Raw genomic sequence first — 16,965 nt, forward strand, 5'->3', positions numbered from 1 at the left:
CGATCAGTGCCACACCGCCATCAGCGCCTGCATCTCTGCCTCGCTGATCAGCCCTTGGGGGTAGCGTCCGGCAAGCAGACGTCGTGGGTCGGTCGTCCTGACCCTGATGCATCCATGGTGTTTCAGCCACGTCGCCACAACCCTGAGCGATCGGTGATTCACTGCTGATGGGCGCAAAGCCGACTCACTTGCTGCGTTCATTTCTCCAAGTACTCCCTGGCCCGTGAGCGGCTAATTTACGTAAGTATTGTTACAGATCCGAGAGCCCGGCCTGGCCAAGCTATCTATCTGAAAACAATACAAAACATATGCCAAAACGGGCTGCCGGGCGTCGCAGAAAAAAAAGCCCGTCACCAGGACGGGCTACTTTCTAACAGCTTCTTTTCAGCGCTTGATCGGCGCTGGCTGCTGTTGGGTCAGGCAATGGATGTTGCCCCCACCCAGCAACAATTCACGGCCGGGGATCATCACCACTTCGTGATCAGGGAAGATTTGCGCCAGGATCGCTCTGGCTTCGGCATCTGCCGGGTCGTCGAAGCTTGGCGCGATGATGCCGCCGTTGACGATCAGGAAGTTCACGTACGAGCCAGCCAGGCGTACCGACGGGTCACGCTCCTGGCTGCCAGCCACCTGATCGACACCGTCACACTCTTCGGCGGTGGCGAACAACGGGCCAGGAATCGGCATCTTGTGCACGATGAACTCACGGCCCTTGGCGTCGCGGGTGTTCTTCAACACCTTCATGGCCGCATGGCAGCGGGCGTAGTTGGGGTCGTTGGAATCATCGGTCCAGGCCAGTAACACTTCGCCTGGGCGCACGTAACAGCAGAAGTTGTCGACGTGGCCGTCGGTTTCATCGTTGTACAGGCCATCCGGCAGCCAGACCACGGTGTCGACCGCCAGTTGCTCGCGCAGCACCGCTTCGATCTGCTCGCGGCCAAGGTGCGGGTTGCGGTTGCGGTTGAGCAGGCATTCCTCGGTGGTGATCACGGTGCCTTCACCGTCCACGTGGATCGAGCCGCCTTCGAGCACGAAGCCTTCGGTGTGGTAACGCTGGCAACGCTCCATTTCCAGAACCTTGGCCGCCAGCTCCTCGTCGCGGTTCCACGGTGCGTACAGGCCGCCATCGAAGCCGCCCCAGGCATTGAAACCCCAGTCCACGCCGCGCACTTCACCTTGGTCGTTGATGACGAAGGTCGGCCCGGTGTCACGCACCCAGGCGTCGTCGTTGCTGATTTCGACCACCCGAATGTTAGGCTGATCAAGCTGGCGACGGGCGTTTTCGTACTGGCCGGCAGAGGCTGCGACAGTCACCGGCTCGAAGCGGGCAATGGCCTTGGCCAGTGTTACGTGGGCAGCTTGCGCCGGCTTGCCGCCCAGGCGCCAGTTGTCCGGGCGCTCCGGCCAGACCATCCACACCTGGGTTTGCGGCGCCCACTCGGCGGGCATGTGGAAACCATCGGCACGGGGCGTGGAATTGAGGGTTTTCATGGGTAACCTCTGTGATGGCCCTGAGCCTGGTGCCGGGGCAATCGTCATTTTATAACCGATACATATCGATATTTAAAGCCCGTGCATCGGGGAATTTTGACTTCAACTGCAAAATAAAGCCGATAACAATCGACAAAAAACCGCCTGCTCCAACACCTCGACGGGTCTGCCATCCACCATAGCCACACCTTGTGCATCCTGTTCAATCGCCGTGGGGTAGACTGCAGCGAGGCCAATACTTGGGCAATCGGACAGCGAGCCGCCATGGACATCATTCCTACCGCAATCCCCGAAGTGCTGATCATCGAGCCAAAGGTTTTCGGTGACAGCCGTGGTTTTTTCTTCGAGGCGTTCAACGCCCGTGAGTTCGCACGGCAGACCGGCTTGAATGTCGCGTTCGTGCAGGACAATCATTCGCGGTCCATCAAAGGGGTACTGCGCGGGTTGCACTATCAGGTGGAAAACACCCAAGGCAAGCTGGTGCGCGTGGTGCAGGGCGAAATCCGTGATATCGCCGTGGATGTGCGCCAAAGCTCGCCAACCTTCGGCCAGTGGGTCGCCGTGCACCTGTCGGCCGACAACCACCGTCAACTGTGGATTCCACCAGGCTTCGCCCATGGCTTTGCGGTGATGAGCGAATCGGCCGAGTTCCTCTACAAGACCACTGACTACTACAACCCCAGCGCCGACCGCTGTATCCGCTGGGACGATCCGCAGCTGGACATCGACTGGGGCCTGCAGCAGCCACCGTTGCTGTCGGACAAGGACAAGGTCGGCCTGCCGCTGGCAGAGGCGGAACTGCTGCCTTAACTAGCGCATAATTGCGTCAGACTTTTCTGGCGCATTGATCTGATGATTGCAAAACCCACGCCTCCACGCCGTCCCCGCTGGCGCAGCCTGGCCCTGCTGGCGCTGTGCCTGGCCCCGTTGCTGTGGCCATTGCACCATCTGGCCGAACGTTACTACCAGGACGAACTGGCCTCGCAGAACCGCCAGACTCTCGACCTGTACGTCGCCAACCTGCTCGGCACCCTGCACCGCTACGAAACCTTGCCGCAGATCCTCGGCGACCTGCCGGCGCTGCGGGGTGTACTTGACGACCCGTTTCGCCTGGAAGCCGTGACCAATGCCAACCGATTGCTGAAGGGCATCGTGCAGCAGACCGGTGCCGAAGTGATGTACCTGATGGATGTCAGCGGCAACACTCTGGCGGCCTCCAACTGGGACAAGCACGACAGCTTCGTCGGCCGCAATTTCGCCTTCCGCCCCTACTTCAACGAGGCCATGGCCGGCCGCCTGGGCCGTTTCTTCGGCCAGGGCACCACCTCGGCCAAGCGCGGCTATTTCTTTGCCGCCGCCGTGCATGACCGCGAGCGCATCGTCGGCGTACTGGTGGTCAAGGTCGACCTCGACCACACCGAGACCCTGTGGGGTCGCACCCCCGAACAGCTGTTGCTGACCGATCACAATGGCGTGGTCATTCTCACCTCGCGCCCGGACTGGCGCTTCCGTGCCACCCGTGCGCTGACCGAAGCCGAGCGCCAGGCCATCATCGCCATCCAGCCCTACCCGACCCAGGCACCACAACCGCTGATGCTCAACCCCGATGCCTGGCTAACCCAGACCCGCGACATCAAGGAAACCGGCTGGCAGGTGAGCATCCTTGCCCCGCGCATGCTGGTCGACCGCTCGGTGCAGACGGTGATGGCGATCGGCGCCGGCACCCTGCTGGTAGTGATGCTGCTGGCCGGACTGGTGATGCAGCGGCGCCGCCATTACATCGACCGCATCGACTTCGAGGCGCGTGGCCGCCAGCAGCTGGAAAAGCGCGTGGTCGAGCGCACCGCCGACCTTGAAGGCCTGAATACCCGGCTCAAGCGTGCCGTGCTGGAGCGCGAGAACGCCCAGCAGGAGGCGGTGCGTGCCCAGGACGAGCTGGTGCAGGCCGGCAAGCTTTCGGTGCTCGGTACCATGTCGGCCAGCATCAGCCATGAGCTCAACCAGCCGCTGGCCGCCATCCGCAGCTACGCGGAAAACGCCGAAGTGCTGCTGGACCACCAGCGCACCGAAGACGCCCGCGGCAACCTCAAGCTGATCGGCGAACTGACCGGGCGCATGGCCTCGATCATTGCCCACCTGCGCGCCTTCGCCCGCCGCGACCGACATGCGCCGGAAAGCGTGGCGTTGCAGCCGGCGCTGGACGATGCCCTGGCGCTGCTGGCCAAGCGTCGCCGGGCAATGGCCGTAGAGCTGATCCGCGACCTGCCGGAAGCCACCTTGTGGGTGCAGGCCGGTGAAACCCGCCTGCGCCAGGTGCTCGGCAACCTGCTGGCCAACGCCCTCGACGCCCTCACCGAAAAGGCCAACCCGCGCCGCCTGTGGCTAAGTGCCGAGCAGCGCGATGGCTGCGTCTACCTGTACATCCGCGACAACGGCCCCGGCTTCAGCCGCCAGGCCCTGGAGCAGGCCAAGGAGCCGTTCTTCACCACCAAGACCAGCACTCAAGGCTTGGGCCTGGGCTTGGCCATCTGCGAAAGCCTGATGCGCGCCCTGGGCGGTGAACTGCTGCTGGCCAACCACCCGGAAGGTGGCGCGCTGCTGACCTTGCAGCTGCGTGTGGCTGCGCCTGGCGCTACTTTGCCCAATTCGGAGGACTCCTCGGCATGACCACCGAGACACAGATCGACAACCAGGCCCAGGTCATTCTGGTCGACGATGACCCGCACCTGCGCCAGGCCCTGAGCCAGACCCTGGATCTGGCCGGCCTCAAGGTGGTCGCCCTGGCCGATGCCCAAGGCCTGGCCGACCGTATCGAGGCCGACTGGCCGGGGGTGGTGGTCAGCGATATCCGCATGCCGGGCATCGATGGCCTGCAACTGCTGGAGCAACTGCACGCCCGCGACAGCGAACTGCCGGTGCTGCTGATAACCGGCCACGGCGATGTGCCGTTGGCCGTGCAGGCGATGCGCGCCGGGGCCTACGACTTCCTGGAAAAACCCTTTGCCAGCGACGCCCTGCTCGACAGCGTGCGCCGCGCCCTGGCCCTGCGCCGGCTGGTGCTGGACAACCGCAGCCTGCGCCTGGCCCTGAGCGACCGCCAGCAACTGGCCACCCGCCTGGTCGGCCACTCACCCGCCATGCAGCGCCTTCGCGAGCAGATCGGCGCCTTGGCCGGGACCCGCGCCGATGTGCTGATCCTGGGCGAGACCGGCGCCGGGAAAGAAGTAGTGGCCCGCGCCCTGCACGACCTGTCCAGCCGCCGCGATGGGCCATTCGTGGCGATCAACGCTGGCGCGCTGGCCGAGTCGGTGGTCGAGAGCGAACTGTTCGGCCATGAGCCCGGCGCGTTCACCGGTGCGCAAAAACGCCGCATCGGCAAGTTCGAGTTCGCCAACGGCGGCACGCTGTTCCTCGACGAAATCGAGAGCATGAGCCTGGACGTGCAAGTAAAACTGCTGCGCATGCTGCAGGAACGGGTGGTCGAGCGCCTGGGCGGCAACCAGTTGATCCCGCTGGATATCCGCATCATTGCCGCGACCAAGGAAGACCTGCGCCAGTCCGCCGACCAGGGGCGCTTCCGCGCCGACTTGTACTACCGCCTGAACGTGGCGCCGCTGCGTATTCCGGCGCTGCGCGAGCGCGGCGATGACATTCTGGTGCTGTTCCAGCATTTCGCCGACGCCGCCAGCCAACGCCACGGCCTGCCGCCGCATGCGTTGCAGCCGGCGCAGCGCGCGCTGCTGCTGCGCCATACCTGGCCGGGTAACGTGCGCGAGCTGCAAAACGCCGCCGAGCGCTTCGCCCTTGGCCTGGAACTGGCCCTGGACAGCCAGGCGCCACCGGCGACAACGCCTTCGGCAGCGGTACCGCGCGGTAACCTGAGCGAGCAGGTCGAGCAGTTCGAACGCTCGCTGATCGCTGCCGAACTGGCCCAGCCGCACAGCTCCATGCGCAGCCTCGCCGAGGCGCTGGGCATCCCACGCAAGACCCTTCACGACAAGCTGCGCAAGCATGCGCTGAGCTTCGAGGGCGGCAGCGGCGGGCATGATGATCAAGAGGACCACCGTCAATGAGCAGCGATACCCGGTACCTGCAGTCCGTACTGCACAGCGACATCCCCCTGACCCGTGAAATGGGCCTGGAAGTGATCGATTGGCAGCAGCACACCCTGCGCCTGCAATTGCCATTGGCGGCCAACGTCAACCACAAGAGCACCATGTTCGGCGGAAGCCTGTACTGCGCGGCGGTGCTGGTGGGCTGGGGCTGGTTGCACCTGCGCCTGCGCGAGCTGGGGATCGATGACGGGCATATCGTCATCCACGAAGGGCAGATCAGTTATCCGCTGCCGGTGACCGGTGCGGCGGTTGCGCGGTGTGCAGCGCCGGATGAGAAGGCCTGGGAGCGGTTCCTGGCCATGTACCAGCGCCGCGGGCGGGCGCGGCTGATGCTGGAGACCACAGTGAGCAATGCCGGGAGTGACGAGCCGGCGGTCAGGTTCAGTGGGCAGTACGTGCTGCACCGCTGAGGCGAAGCGACCACTGGGGTGGATGGCACCGGCTTTGCCGGTGATCGCGGCTGAAGCCGCTCCCACAGGGATCGCATCAGGGCTGACAGGTGCTTGTCGCGGCATTTGCCGCTTCCGCAGCCCCTCCTGCAACCGCTGCTAGATCAGCTTCAGAAAGGCCTGGCGCCAGCTTGCAGCGGCCGGCAACGCCAGGAAAAACGGGTTCAGCAACGTCTCACGCGGCGGATACCGGAAAGGCAGGCCATCAACCCCGATCACCTCGCCACCTGCCCCTTCCACCACGCCCTGCGCCGCCGCAGTATCCCACTGTGAAGTCGGCGCGAGCCGCGGATAGCAATCGGCGCTGCCCTCGGCCAACAGGCAGAATTTCAACGAACTGCCAATATTGGCCAGCTCCAGCTCACCCACCGCAGCCCCCAAACCCGCCAGCAGCGCTTCCTGCTCCGGGCTGGAATGCCGACGGCTGGCCACCACGGTAAAACGCTCGCCCGGCGGCGGCGCGTTGCGCACTTGGATAGGCTGCGCGACCTCACCCGCCTCCGCACGCCAGGCGCCCAGCTCACGCCCACCGAAATAGCAGCGCCCGTTGGTCGGCATCGACACCACGCCAAACACCACCTCGCCGTTTTCGACCAGGGCGATGTTGACGGTGAACTCCTCGCTGCCGGCGATGAACTCCTTGGTGCCGTCCAGCGGATCGACCAGCCACCAGCGGCTCCAGCCCTGGCGCTCGGCCAACGGAATGTTGCAGTCCTCTTCCGACAGCACCGGAATTTGCGGCGCCAGTGCCTGCAGCCCGTCCGCAATTACCCGGTGCGCCGCCAGGTCGGCAGCAGTCACCGGCGAATCGTCGGCCTTGGTGATCACAGCCACATCGGCACGCCAGAACGGCAGGATGGCCTCACCCGCCGACAGCGCCAGCTTGACCACTTCATGCATCAGTTGCTGGTCGTTCATGCGTCCATCAACCCCCGCTGGATCAGCAGGTCCCGGGCCAGGTACAGCGCCGCCAGCGCACGCCCCTCGGTGAACTGCGGGTGCATGGCCAGCGCCGACAGCTCACGCAGGTTCACTTTGTCGACCCGCATCGGCTCCGGCTCGTCGCCTTCCAGGCGCTCTTCATACAGGTCGGTGGCCAGCACCACCTGGATCTTCTGGCTCATGTAGCCCGGGGACAGCGACAGCTCGGTCAGGTGCTCCAGCTGGCGAGCACCAAAACCGGCCTCTTCCTTGAGCTCCCGATCAGCCGCCGCCAACACATCCTCGCCCGGCTCGATCAGGCCCTTGGGCAACGACAGCTCGTATTCGTCAGTGCCGCCACAATATTCTTCCACCAGTACGGCGTGCTCGGCATCGAGCATGGCCACGATCATCACCGCGCCATAGCCGTTGCCCCGGCCCACCAGGCGCTCATAGGTGCGCTCGGTGCCGTTGCTGAAGCGCAATTGCACGGCTTCGACGCGGAACAGGCGGCTGCTGGCGACGATTTCGCGGCTGAGTACGGTGGGTTTCTGGCGCATGGGGCGGCTCCTTGGCGTGAACGGGTTACTATACCGTGGCTTGCCGACTGAACGAGAGTTTCCCATGCCTGTTCTTCCCTGGTCTGACATCGATACCGTCCTGCTGGACATGGACGGTACCCTGCTCGACCTGCATTACGACAACCGCTTCTGGCTGCACCACCTGCCCCAGCGCTACGCCGAGCTGCATGGTGTGAGCCGGGCCATGGCAGAAATGGAGCTGCAGCCGCTGTTCGAGCGCAATGCCGGCACGCTGAACTGGTATTGCCTGGACTTCTGGAGCCGCGAACTGCGCCTGCCGATTCGCGAGCTGAAACAGGAAATTGCCCACCTGATCGCCCTGCGCCCGGATGCCGATACCTTTCTGGCAGCCATCCGCCAGGCGGGCAAGCGCGTGGTGATGATCACCAATGCCCACCGCGATTCGCTGTCGTTGAAGCTGGAGCGGGTGGAGCTGGCGCCGTACTTCGAGCGGCTGATCAGCTCGCACGACTACGGCTACCCCAAGGAAAGCCCGCAGTTCTGGGATGCGCTGCAGGCGGATATCGGCTTCGAGCCGGCGCGCAGCCTGTTCATAGATGACACCCTGGCAATTCTGCGCAGTGCCCGGCGGTTTGGCGTGGGGCATCTGCTGGCGGTGCGCCAGCCGGACAGCCAGGCAGGGCTGCGGGACACCGAGGAGTTTGCGGCGGTCGAGGACTACCGGGAGTTGTTGGCAGGCCTGTGAGGCCCTCTTCGCGGGTGAACCCGCTCCCACAGGTATAGCGCCCCATTTACGGTTGGCGCTGTACCTGTGGGAGCGGGTTTACCCGCGAATGGGCCGGCACGGGCAGTAGGGATTACTCAGGAATGCGCAGCACCTGCCCCGGGTAGATCTTGTCCGGATGCGACAGCATCGGTTTGTTCGCCTCGAAGATCTTGTTGTACTCATTGGCGTTGCCATAGACGACCACGGAGATGGCCGACAGCGTGTCACCCTTCTTCACCGTGACGAACCTTGCCGCTTTCACCACCGGCCCGGTCACAGTGATCTGGTCATCGACACTGGCCACCCCATTGATGTTGCCCGCTGCCAGGATGATCTTCTCTTTCTCCTCCTGGCTGGCCACTTCACCCTTGAGGATGATCTTGTCTCCGTCTACGGTGGCCGTGATGTTGGGGTTGCCCAGGCCGACACTTTCCACGTGTTTCTTCAGCTGTTCCTCGGCGTTGGCGTTGCCGGGGGTCAGCAGGTCGATCAACTTCTCGCCGGCTTCCTTCACGAAACTGAACAGACTCATAGCGCTCTCCTTGTTGTCGAGACCTCGGACTCAGCAGTCTAGGCCAGCTTTTCCCCTGGCGCCCCTCTGCATCCCATCGACGCGGTCTATCAAGGCATAGAGCCTGGCGACTAGACGCCGCCGGCCCGCGAGCCTAGGCTGGTGCTATCAGAAAGCAGCCGACAGCCCAGATGAACAGCAAGCCTCCGGTGTGCACGGCCTCCTTGCCCTTGGCCATGCCTGCCGCCAGCAATACCTACGATTATGTCCAGCTCAGCGACGGCGAACGCGACCGTACCCCGCTGGCTGAAGAAGTGGCCCTGGCCATCGCCTACAACGGGCTAAACCAAGCGGTGATGCTGGTCAGCCCCACCGACCTGGAAGACTTTGCCGTCGGTTTCAGCGTCGGCAGCGGCATTGTCGAAGGCACCGCAGAAATCTACGACCTGAAACTCTCCGGCAACGGCTCGGCGATGTATGCCGAACTGGAAATATCCAGCCGGGCATTCTGGAACCTGAAAAACCAGCGCCGTCAGCTGGCCGGCACCAGTGGCTGCGGGCTGTGCGGGGTCGAAGCCCTGGAGCAGGCCCTGCCGGAACTGGCCGAGCTGCCCGGCGCCCCCTTGCCGCCAGCGCAATGGCTGGCCGGCTTGCGTGAGCGCATCGATGCCTTCCAGCCGCTGGGCCAACATTGCGGCGCCGTGCATGCGGCGCTGTTCATGGACCGCGAGGGCCAGCTGCTGATCGGCCGCGAGGACATCGGCCGGCACAACGCCCTCGACAAGCTGATCGGCGCCCTGTTGCGCCAGGGCATCGATAGCCAGGGCGGCCTGGCCATCGTCACCAGCCGCTGCAGCCTGGAGCTGATCCAGAAAGTACTGCGCGCCGGTATCCAGACCCTGGTCAGCCTGTCGGCGCCCACCGGGCTTGCCCTGCAATGGGCGCGCAAGCACAACCTCAACCTTATCCACTTGCCCAAGCACAGCGCACCGCGGGTCTATAGCCCAGCGGCGCTATCGTGATTGCCTGCACCAAAAACGAGAAAAGCCCTGTTCCATTGCGGTTCAGGGCTTCGTCATAAAGGTCTCAGACAGCCAAAAATCGATTAAGTTTCACAGCAAATACAGTAACTTAGAGAATTGTGTACAACTCGTGTTACTCGTCGGATTTCAATTGCCAGCCGGGCCCCATGGCGTCAAATTCGCCTCGTCATCCCTATGAGGCTCTCTTGATGAAGAAGTACTCCTCGATTTTGTTGTTGTCTTTCAGCTTGCTCAGCGGCGTTGCCATGGCAGGCGGCAATACCGAGGCCGGCATTGGCGGCGCATTGGGTGGGGTACTCGGCTCCGTGGTGGGCAACTCCATCGGCGGCAGCACCGGCGGCGCCATTGGTGCCGGCCTGGGCGGCGCGGCCGGCGGTGCCCTGGGTGCCGACAAACGCCAGCGCGGTGAGGCTGCAATCGGCGGCGCACTGGGCGCTGCAGGCGGCAACGTGGTCGGTCGCTCGGTGGGCGGCACCACTGGTAGCTACATTGGTGCAGCCGCAGGCGGCGGTGCCGGTGGCGCGCTCGGCAACTACATGGGCAACAAGGCCGATGAAGACGAGCGCCATGACGACCGCCGCTACCGTCGTGGTTACGACGACCGTCGTCACTACGACCGTGGCCACCACTATGGCCACCGCAAGCACAAGCGCCACTGGCGCGACTGATACCTCGGGTTGATACCCAGGTAGCCAAAAGCCCCGCCCTTCATGGCGGGGCTTTTTCATGCCTGCGGGGCGAGTTGCAGCCCGGCAAGAATGCCCTGAAGCACCTCTGGCAGCTGTACCGGCCGGCCACTTGCGCGCTCGATGAACACCTGCACCACCGTGCCCGCAGCACAGGCATCCGCTTCGCCTGGACGATACAGCGCCAGACGGTACTCCACCGTACTGCCGGCCAGGCGCGTTATGCCCAGGCCCACTTCCAGCACGTCGGGGAAACCCGGCAGGGCGAAGTAATCCGCCGCAGAGCTGACCACAAAAGCCGCCAACTCGCCATCACGCAGGTCCAGCTCCGCCTGCTCGACGAGAAACGCCTGGATGGCGGTTTCGAAAAAACAATGCACGGTGGCACTGGCGATATGGCCGTTGGCGTCGTTGTCCTGCGGGCGAGTGAGGATGGGGTGAAAGTGGGAGAAGGCAGTGCGCTGAGGGGATTCGATCATCTGGCTGGCTCGTGTCATCGCAATGAATGCTGACAGTGAAACAGAAATTCCAGACGTTGGCTGCCTGCACGGGCCCTTTCGCGGCGATCCGATTTACCCGCGAAAGGGCCCGTGCAGGCAACAGAATGGAAAAAGCCGCCCCTTGGGGCGGCTCTCTCGTTGCGGCTGGGTGCAGCTTACAGCTGCGGGCCAGCGGCCTTGATGGCGTCGGAAACTTCGAACTTCTTGAAGTTTTCGATGAACAGCTTGGCGAGGCCTTGGGCGGCTGCGTCGTACGCAGCTTTGTCAGCCCAGTTGGTGCGCGGGTTGAGCAGCTCGGTATCAACGCCCGGAACAGCCTTCGGCACGTCCAGGTTGATGATATCCAGGTGCTCGGTTTCGGCACCCACCAGCGCACCGCTCTGGATCGCAGCGATCACGGCACGGGTGGTCGGGATGCTGAAGCGCTTGCCAACGCCGTAGCCACCGCCGGTCCAGCCGGTGTTGACCAGGTAGACCTTGGAGTTGAAGCCATTGATACGCTTGATCAGCAGCTCGGCGTATTCGCCAGCCGGGCGCGGGAAGAACGGTGCGCCGAAGCAGGTGGAGAAGGTGGACTTGATGCCGCCGCCCGAACCCATTTCGGTGGAACCGACCAGCGCGGTATAGCCGGACAGGAAGTGGTAAGCCGCCTGCTCGTTGTTCAGGATCGAAACCGGAGGCAGAACACCAGTCAGGTCGCAGGTCAGGAAGATGACTGCGTTCGGCTCGCCGCCCAGGTTCGCTTCGGAACGCTTGGCAACGTGCTCCAGCGGGTAGGCCGCACGGCTGTTCTGGGTCAGGCTGACATCGGTGTAGTCGGCGTGCTGATTGGCGTCGAGCACCACGTTTTCCAGTACGGCGCCATGCTTGATGGCTTTCCAGATCACCGGCTCGTTCTTCTCGGACAGGTCGATGCACTTGGCATAGCAGCCGCCTTCCATATTGAAGACAACGCCTTCGCCCCAACCGTGCTCGTCGTCACCGATCAGGTAACGGCTTTCGTCGGCCGACAGGGTGGTCTTGCCAGTGCCGGACAGGCCGAAGAACAGGGTCACATCGCCTTCTTCGCCGATGTTGGCAGCGCAGTGCATCGGCAGCACGTCGGCAGCCGGCAGCAGGAAGTTCTGCACCGAGAACATGGCTTTCTTCATTTCGCCGGCGTAACGCATGCCTGCGATCAACACCTTCTTCGCGGCGAAGTTGATGATGACGCAACCGTCGGAGTTGGTGCCGTCACGCTCAGGCTCGCAAACGAAGTTGGCGACGTTGAGGACCTGCCACTGGTCGCGGCCAGCCGGGTTGAACTGCTCCGGGTTGATGAACAGGCAACGGCCGAACAGGTTCTGCCAGGCAGTCTGGGTGGTCATCTTCACCGGCAGGTAGTGCTCGGCTGCAGCCCCTACGTGAACGTAGGAAACGAAGTGATCCTGGGCGTTGTTGAACGCCTCGACGCGGTCCCACAGGGCATCGAACTTGTCGGCCGGGAACTTGCGGTTGATCGGGCCCCAGGAGATGGCGTCCTGGGTGGAAGGTTCTTCGACGATGAAACGGTCAGCCGGCGAACGGCCAGTACGGTGACCAGTCTCCACGACCAGTGCGCCAGTATCGGCTAGTACGCCTTCACCGCGTTGCAGCGCTTCTTTTACCAGCTCATCGACGCTCAGGTCGGTGTACACGGTGTTGTTGGCTTGCGTCATGAGATACCCCATCCGGCCCGAGGCCGAGTGCTCCAAACGTTTTGTAGTTGTCTTGAAAAAACTACTACAGCGAAAAAAGTGGCCGGATTATGCCAGAAAAGCCCAAAAAAAGTAGGCCCCTCCTGTCAGAACTGCGCTTTTGCGCAATTCGACGGGAGATTGTCCTGAGCTTAAACGTTTCAGTGACGAGTTTCTGAGGCCACGTCGGTGCCACCACCCGCAAACAGTTGCGCCACGTCGCTTTCATCGAAGAAATAGCGCTGATTACAGAACTGGCAATCAATCTCCACCTGCCCGTTGCACTCTTTGACGAGCGCCTTGGCGTCATGTTCGCCCAGACTGACCAGCGCATTACCGGAGCGCTCGCGCGAGCAGCTGCAGTTGAAGCGCAGCGGCTGGATGTCGAACAGGCGCACGGCGTCTTCGTGGTACAGGCGGTGCAGCAGGGTTTCGTTACCCTCGGCCCATTCCTCTGGCTTGAGGGTCTTGGCCAGGGCGATCACGTGCTGCCAGCTGTCTTCGCGCTCTTCGTCGTCAGGCTGGCGATCACGCGGCAACTGCTGCAGCAGCAGGCCACGGGCCTTGCCGTTTTCAGCGTTGAGCCAGAAGCGGGTATTCAGCTGTTGCGACTGGACGAAGTAGTTGGTGAAGCACTCCGACAGGTTGGTGCCATCGAGATCGACGGTGCCCTGGTAGCGCTGGCCTTTGACAGGGTCGATGGTCAGGGTCAGGTGCCCGTCAGGCATCAGTTGCGACAGGGTCGCATCAGCCGAGATCTGCTCCGCTTCGTAACGGGCCATGCCGCGAATGTCGCGGTCACCGGAACATTCGACCATCAGCAGCGGGATCGGCCCGGCGGAACGCGCCTGCAGGATCAGCAGGCCGTCGAACTTCAGCGCCCCCACCAGCAGGGCGGTGGCGGCCATCAATTCGCCGAGCAATGCCTGCACTGGCTGGGGGTACTCGTGACGCGCCAGCACCGCGGCGTAGCTGTCATCGAGAGACACCCACTCGCCGCGCACATCGCGCTCGTCGAAGATGAAACGTTGGGTGAAATCGGTATCCGGCAAATCGCTCATAGGTTTTGGCTATCTGAAAATGATGACAAAATGGTTACAAGGGTTATCGACAACCTGCGAAAACCCGTGACAGAGCGCTTACAAGGCGCTCCGATTTCTGTTTGCAATAGAGGTATTTTATGGACAATCGGCCACTGTTCCAAGCAAGGTGGTCCTTGGGACCTTTGGCAGCGTGTACGCTGCTGCCCATCGCTCTACTGTGTTTCTGGTTATGGCCCATTGGCCATACCCTGTGCCTGACTTTCGACGAGTGGCTGTTCCACAGCCTGAATGCGCCGCTGGCCGACAGCACTGCCTGGCGCTACATCTGGACCGTAGGTAGCCTGCGCCCGTTCGACATCGTCGTCGGCCTGATCCTGCTGGCCGCGCTTATCCGGGGCAACTGGGTGTTCAAGGCAGCCCAGGTTCGCCAGGCCTTTTTCGGTTTTCTGGTCACGCTACTCCTCTTAGTGGTGATTCGCGCGCTGTTTTCCAAGTGGGTGGATGCAGCCGGGTGGCAACACAAGAGCCCGTCGATGATCCTCGACGGCGTGGTGCACCTCAGCGATTACTACCCCAACCTGGAAGCGGCCTGGGAGCTCAAGGACCGTTCAAGCAAGAGTTTTCCGGGTGATCATGCCTCGGTGCTGCTGATCTGGGCGCTGTTCATGAGCGTGTTCAGCCGCCGCCTGCTGCAGTACCTGGTGATCTGGGGGCTGGCGCTGCTGTTCATGCTGCCGCGCCTGGTGGCCGGGGCGCACTGGGGGCAGGATGACTACATCGGCGGATTGCTGATGGCGGTACTGGCGCTGGGCTGGAGCTATTACACGCCGCTGGCGGCCAAGGGTAGTGCCGCGTTGATTCGCTGGACCGCACCGCTATTCAACGTTGCGGCCAGACTACCGTTGGTCGGTCGATTGGCGGTGATCCGCTAAATTTCCGGGGCCGCTTCGCGCCCCATCGCGACACAAGGCCGCTCCTACAGGCTTACGCGCCCCCCTGTAGGAGCGGCCTTGTGTCGCGATGGGGCGCGAAGCGGCCCCGGCTACTCAAAGCTCCCGTGCAGTTGGTGAATCTGCCGCCGCTGCTTTTTGTTTGGCCGGCCATCGGTGGTCACCCCCATCGCCCCCGCCTTGCGCAATTGCGCCGCCTGCTCACGGCGCCGCACACTTTCTTCGGTCTCTTCATACAGCGCCTGCGCCTCCGGCGCCCCGCGCCGCACCACCGATAACGCCTTCACCACAACGGTGCGCTCATCAAACCCGGTGCGCAGCACAAACGCGTCACCCACCCGTGGCTCCTTGCCTGGCTTGCAACGCTCGCCCCGGCAATGCACCTTGCCGCTTTCGATAGCAGCCTTGGCCAGCGCCCGGGTCTTGTAGAACCGCGCCGCCCACAGCCACTTGTCCAGGCGGACCTTGTCGTCGTCTTCGGCTTTTTGTGCCATCCCGTTTCCTCGGATTCTGTCTTTCATCGAACTGTACTACCTTCACATACGGATGCAAAAAGTCCCCGCGATGCTTACAGTTCACCACCTCATTGGCAGGGTGCGTTTCGTGAAGACATTTGACCATTTGACTGTAATCGGCCTGCGCGAGTGGGTCGCCCTGCCCGACCTTGGCGTGGCCGGGCTGCGCGCCAAGATCGACACCGGCGCCAGCACCTCCACCCTGCACGCCACCGAGGTGCAACCGTTCGAGCGTGATGGCCAGCCATGGGTACGCTTCACCGCCCACCTGGGCTCACTGGTGCAGCTGCGCCACCGTCGTTGCGAGGCACCGCTGGTCACCATGAAAACCATCAAGAGCTCCAACGGCCAGGCCCAGGCCCGTTATGTCATCCGCACGTCACTGGCCCTGGGTGATCGTGTGTGGGAAGTGGAATTCACCCTGACCTGCCGCAAGAACATGCGCTACCGCCTGTTGCTTGGGGCCAAAGCCCTGATTCACGGCCAGTTGGTGGTCAACCCAGGCCTGAAGTACGTACAAGACAAACCGGCCTTCGCGGCCACCCTCTCTCCTGTCACAGGTGCTGCATGAAGATCGCTGTGCTGTCGCGCAATCCGCGTCTGTATTCCACCCGCCGCCTGGTCGAAGCCGGTACCCAGCGTGGCCACGAAATGGTGGTGATCGATACCCTGCGGGCCTACATGAACATCGCCAGCCACAAGCCGCAGATCCACTACCGCGGCAAGCCGCTGGAGGGCTTTGACGCGGTGATTCCGCGTATTGGTGCCTCGGTGACCTTTTATGGCTGCGCGGTGCTGCGCCAGTTTGAAATGATGGGCGTGTACCCGCTCAACGAGTCGGTGGCAATTGCCCGCTCGCGCGACAAGCTGCGCTCGCTGCAACTGCTGTCGCGGCGCGGCATCGGCCTGCCGATCACCGGCTTCGCCCACTCGCCGGACGACATTCCCGACCTGATCCAGATGGTCAACGGCGCGCCGCTGGTGATCAAGGTGCTGGAAGGCACTCAGGGCATCGGCGTGGTGCTGTGCGAGACAACCCAGGCGGCCGAGTCGGTGATCGAAGCCTTCATGGGCCTGAAGCAGAACATCATGGTGCAGGAGTACATCAAGGAGGCCGGCGGTGCCGACATTCGCTGCTTCGTGGTGGGTGACAAGGTGATCGCGTCGATGAAACGTCAGGCCAAACCGGGCGAATTCCGTTCCAACCTGCACCGCGGCGGCGTCGCCAGCCTGATCAAGATCACGCCAGAAGAACGCATTACCGCCATTCGCGCGGCAAAGGTGATGGGCTTGAGCGTGGCGGGTGTGGATATCCTCAGGTCCAACCATGGGCCGCTGGTGATGGAAGTGAACTCGTCACCGGGGCTGGAAGGCATCGAGATGACCACCGGCAAGAACGTGGCGGGAATGATCATCGAGCACCTGGAGAAGAATGGCGGGCCGAATCAGACCCGGACCAAGGGTAAAGGCTGACTCAAGCTTGTACCGGCCTCTTCGCGGCTAAAGCCGCTCCCACAGGAATAGCGCAGTACCTGTGGGAGCGGCTTTAGCCGCGAAGAGGCCGGTAAGTCTCACACTGCATTTCGCGGCAACAGCAATCCCAGCGGCAGCCGCACCCGAGCCTCGATCCCGCCACCCGAGCGATTGCGCAACTCGACATTGCCGCCGTGCTGCGCCGCAATCCGCTTGACGATCGCCAGCCCCAGCCCGGTGCCCTT

The 16,965-nt window shown here is 63.1% G+C and carries 20 protein-coding genes; 10 read left to right on the forward strand and 10 right to left on the reverse strand.

Annotated features, from left to right (window positions below; all coding sequences use genetic code 11):
• Positions 1 to 3 precede the first annotated feature (3 nt).
• The gene (locus HP547_RS29540) at positions 4 to 201 is read right to left on the reverse strand and encodes a hypothetical protein (protein ID WP_256676268.1); all 198 of its coding nucleotides are present in this window, start codon (positions 199 to 201) and stop codon (positions 4 to 6) included.
• A 183-nt stretch (positions 202 to 384) separates the two neighbouring features.
• Positions 385 to 1,491 (reverse strand): agmatine deiminase, encoded by a 1,107-nt coding sequence (gene aguA / locus HP547_RS05965; protein ID WP_172285733.1) that lies wholly within the window; start codon positions 1,489 to 1,491, stop codon positions 385 to 387.
• A 264-nt stretch (positions 1,492 to 1,755) separates the two neighbouring features.
• Between aguA and rfbC the strand changes: the two genes are divergently transcribed.
• The 4 genes from rfbC to HP547_RS05985 are packed head-to-tail and all read left to right on the forward strand — an operon-like array spanning position 1,756 to position 6,016.
• A complete protein-coding gene (gene rfbC / locus HP547_RS05970) occupies positions 1,756 to 2,301 on the forward strand; it encodes a dTDP-4-dehydrorhamnose 3,5-epimerase (protein ID WP_172226527.1) in 546 nt (181 codons plus the stop codon).
• Positions 2,302 to 2,343: 42 nt separating this feature from the next.
• Positions 2,344 to 4,158 (forward strand): ATP-binding protein, encoded by a 1,815-nt coding sequence (locus HP547_RS05975; protein ID WP_172226524.1) that lies wholly within the window; start codon positions 2,344 to 2,346, stop codon positions 4,156 to 4,158.
• Complete coding sequence (locus HP547_RS05980) at positions 4,155 to 5,564, forward strand: sigma-54 dependent transcriptional regulator (RefSeq protein ID WP_172285734.1); 1,410 nt, start codon at positions 4,155 to 4,157, stop codon at positions 5,562 to 5,564. Before HP547_RS05975 ends, HP547_RS05980 begins: the two co-directional genes overlap by 4 nt.
• On the forward strand, positions 5,561 to 6,016 hold the full coding sequence (locus tag HP547_RS05985) for a YiiD C-terminal domain-containing protein (RefSeq protein WP_172226518.1): 456 nt from the start codon (positions 5,561 to 5,563) through the stop codon (positions 6,014 to 6,016). The genes HP547_RS05980 and HP547_RS05985 overlap by 4 nt, the downstream gene beginning before the upstream one ends.
• Positions 6,017 to 6,154: 138 nt before the next feature.
• Here the strand turns inward: HP547_RS05985 and cysQ are convergent, their stop codons facing one another.
• Together cysQ and nudE are read right to left on the reverse strand one after the other, a co-directional pair.
• Positions 6,155 to 6,973, reverse strand: a complete 819-nt coding sequence (gene cysQ / locus HP547_RS05990; RefSeq protein WP_172226515.1) for a 3'(2'),5'-bisphosphate nucleotidase CysQ — start codon at positions 6,971 to 6,973, stop codon at positions 6,155 to 6,157.
• Positions 6,970 to 7,536 carry an ADP compounds hydrolase NudE gene (gene nudE, locus HP547_RS05995; RefSeq protein ID WP_172226512.1) on the reverse strand — a complete coding sequence of 189 codons (567 nt, stop codon included), beginning with the start codon at positions 7,534 to 7,536 and terminating at the stop codon, positions 6,970 to 6,972. The genes cysQ and nudE overlap by 4 nt, the downstream gene beginning before the upstream one ends.
• A 64-nt stretch (positions 7,537 to 7,600) precedes the next feature.
• On the opposite strand from nudE, the gene yrfG reads away from it, so the two are divergent.
• Positions 7,601 to 8,263, forward strand: coding sequence for a GMP/IMP nucleotidase (gene yrfG, locus HP547_RS06000; RefSeq protein ID WP_172285735.1), 663 nt, complete (start codon positions 7,601 to 7,603; stop codon positions 8,261 to 8,263).
• 112 nt (positions 8,264 to 8,375) lie between these two features.
• Here the strand turns inward: yrfG and lysM are convergent, their stop codons facing one another.
• The gene (gene lysM / locus HP547_RS06005) at positions 8,376 to 8,816 is read right to left on the reverse strand and encodes a peptidoglycan-binding protein LysM (protein WP_172226507.1); all 441 of its coding nucleotides are present in this window, start codon (positions 8,814 to 8,816) and stop codon (positions 8,376 to 8,378) included.
• Positions 8,817 to 8,986: 170 nt separating this feature from the next.
• On the opposite strand from lysM, the gene fdhD reads away from it, so the two are divergent.
• Complete coding sequence (gene fdhD / locus HP547_RS06010; RefSeq protein WP_172226504.1) at positions 8,987 to 9,817, forward strand: formate dehydrogenase accessory sulfurtransferase FdhD; 831 nt, start codon at positions 8,987 to 8,989, stop codon at positions 9,815 to 9,817.
• Between the two features lie 209 nt (positions 9,818 to 10,026).
• On the forward strand, positions 10,027 to 10,506 hold the full coding sequence (locus tag HP547_RS06015) for a glycine zipper domain-containing protein (RefSeq protein WP_172226501.1): 480 nt from the start codon (positions 10,027 to 10,029) through the stop codon (positions 10,504 to 10,506).
• Positions 10,507 to 10,562: 56 nt separating this feature from the next.
• Here HP547_RS06015 and HP547_RS06020 read toward each other — a convergent pair whose 3' ends face one another.
• The 3 genes from HP547_RS06020 to hslO form a co-directional block, all read right to left on the reverse strand.
• Positions 10,563 to 11,003: a thioesterase family protein gene (locus HP547_RS06020; protein WP_172285736.1), complete on the reverse strand. Its 441-nt coding sequence runs from the start codon at positions 11,001 to 11,003 to the stop codon at positions 10,563 to 10,565.
• Positions 11,004 to 11,179: 176 nt separating this feature from the next.
• Complete coding sequence (locus HP547_RS06025) at positions 11,180 to 12,721, reverse strand: phosphoenolpyruvate carboxykinase (RefSeq protein WP_172226495.1); 1,542 nt, start codon at positions 12,719 to 12,721, stop codon at positions 11,180 to 11,182.
• Between the two features lie 179 nt (positions 12,722 to 12,900).
• Positions 12,901 to 13,800 carry an Hsp33 family molecular chaperone HslO gene (gene hslO / locus HP547_RS06030; protein ID WP_172285737.1) on the reverse strand — a complete coding sequence of 300 codons (900 nt, stop codon included), beginning with the start codon at positions 13,798 to 13,800 and terminating at the stop codon, positions 12,901 to 12,903.
• A gap of 119 nt (positions 13,801 to 13,919) precedes the next feature.
• Between hslO and HP547_RS06035 the strand changes: the two genes are divergently transcribed.
• Positions 13,920 to 14,714, forward strand: a complete 795-nt coding sequence (locus HP547_RS06035; RefSeq protein WP_172285738.1) for a phosphatase PAP2 family protein — start codon at positions 13,920 to 13,922, stop codon at positions 14,712 to 14,714.
• A 110-nt stretch (positions 14,715 to 14,824) separates the two neighbouring features.
• Here the strand turns inward: HP547_RS06035 and HP547_RS06040 are convergent, their stop codons facing one another.
• Entirely contained in the window at positions 14,825 to 15,226 is a 402-nt protein-coding gene (locus tag HP547_RS06040; protein ID WP_172230544.1) for an RNA-binding S4 domain-containing protein, read from the reverse strand.
• Between the two features lie 109 nt (positions 15,227 to 15,335).
• Here HP547_RS06040 and HP547_RS06045 point away from each other — a divergent pair, with 109 nt between their 5' ends.
• Both HP547_RS06045 and rimK read left to right on the forward strand, forming a co-directional pair.
• Complete coding sequence (locus HP547_RS06045) at positions 15,336 to 15,818, forward strand: ATP-dependent zinc protease (RefSeq protein ID WP_172230541.1); 483 nt, start codon at positions 15,336 to 15,338, stop codon at positions 15,816 to 15,818.
• Entirely contained in the window at positions 15,815 to 16,720 is a 906-nt protein-coding gene (rimK, locus tag HP547_RS06050; RefSeq protein ID WP_086976046.1) for a 30S ribosomal protein S6--L-glutamate ligase, read from the forward strand. The genes HP547_RS06045 and rimK overlap by 4 nt, the downstream gene beginning before the upstream one ends.
• A gap of 98 nt (positions 16,721 to 16,818) precedes the next feature.
• Here the strand turns inward: rimK and HP547_RS06055 are convergent.
• The coding region (locus tag HP547_RS06055) for an ATP-binding protein (protein ID WP_256676269.1) at positions 16,819 to 16,965 on the reverse strand (147 nt) is incomplete at its 5' end.

The organism is Pseudomonas sp. CM27, from assembly GCF_013179515.1.
Taxonomy (GTDB): domain Bacteria; phylum Pseudomonadota; class Gammaproteobacteria; order Pseudomonadales; family Pseudomonadaceae; genus Aquipseudomonas.